The 665-nt window shown below is 28.9% G+C and carries 1 protein-coding gene; it reads left to right on the forward strand.

Annotated elements, in window-relative coordinates; genetic code table 11:
• Positions 1-665, forward strand: a 665-nt coding sequence (locus tag IE142_RS39870) for a gamma-glutamyltransferase (RefSeq protein WP_191889447.1), incomplete at both ends; no start/stop codon positions are given.

The following is a 665-nucleotide window of genomic DNA, read 5'->3' on the forward strand; positions in this document are numbered from 1 at the left end:
AAGGTTTAAAATTAGATGAGATGCTTAATAATGGTCAAAGTGATGAACAATACTTAAATAGTGTTTTATCAGGAAGAGATTTAATGTACAGTAATAGAGATATCGTTAATGCTAAAACGAACTTCTCTCAAGAATACCTTTCAAATATGTATATAAGTAATAAATATAACAATCAAAATACATCTGACTCTATTAGCGATAATAGTGTTAAGAAAACGAGTACTTTACACTTTGTAGTCGTTGACAAACAAGGTCAAATGACGAGTACGACAAATACACTATCAGGATACTTTGGGTCTGGTAAATATATGGATGAAGGATTCTATATGAATAATTCCATGACGAACTTCTCTGATAATAAAGATAGTAACAATTATCATGCTAAAAATAATGTGCCAAGGTCATATATATCTCCAACAATTATAGTTGGACCAGACTACTATATGGGAATTGGTAGCCCTGGTGGAAATAAAATACCAACTATTCTTAATGAAGTAATTATTGATTACCTTAGAGGTAATGGATCGTTGCAAGATAGTATATATAAACCTAGATTTTATAATGATGGTAATACAGTACATTTTGAAAAAGGGATGAATAAAAAGTATTTAGATATACTTCAAAATCAAGGTTACAATATTAAAGAAGAAAAAGATAATCCTAAT

This window comes from Streptomyces mutabilis (assembly GCF_014649815.1).
In the GTDB taxonomy this organism is placed as follows: domain Bacteria; phylum Actinomycetota; class Actinomycetes; order Streptomycetales; family Streptomycetaceae; genus Streptomyces; species Streptomyces mutabilis.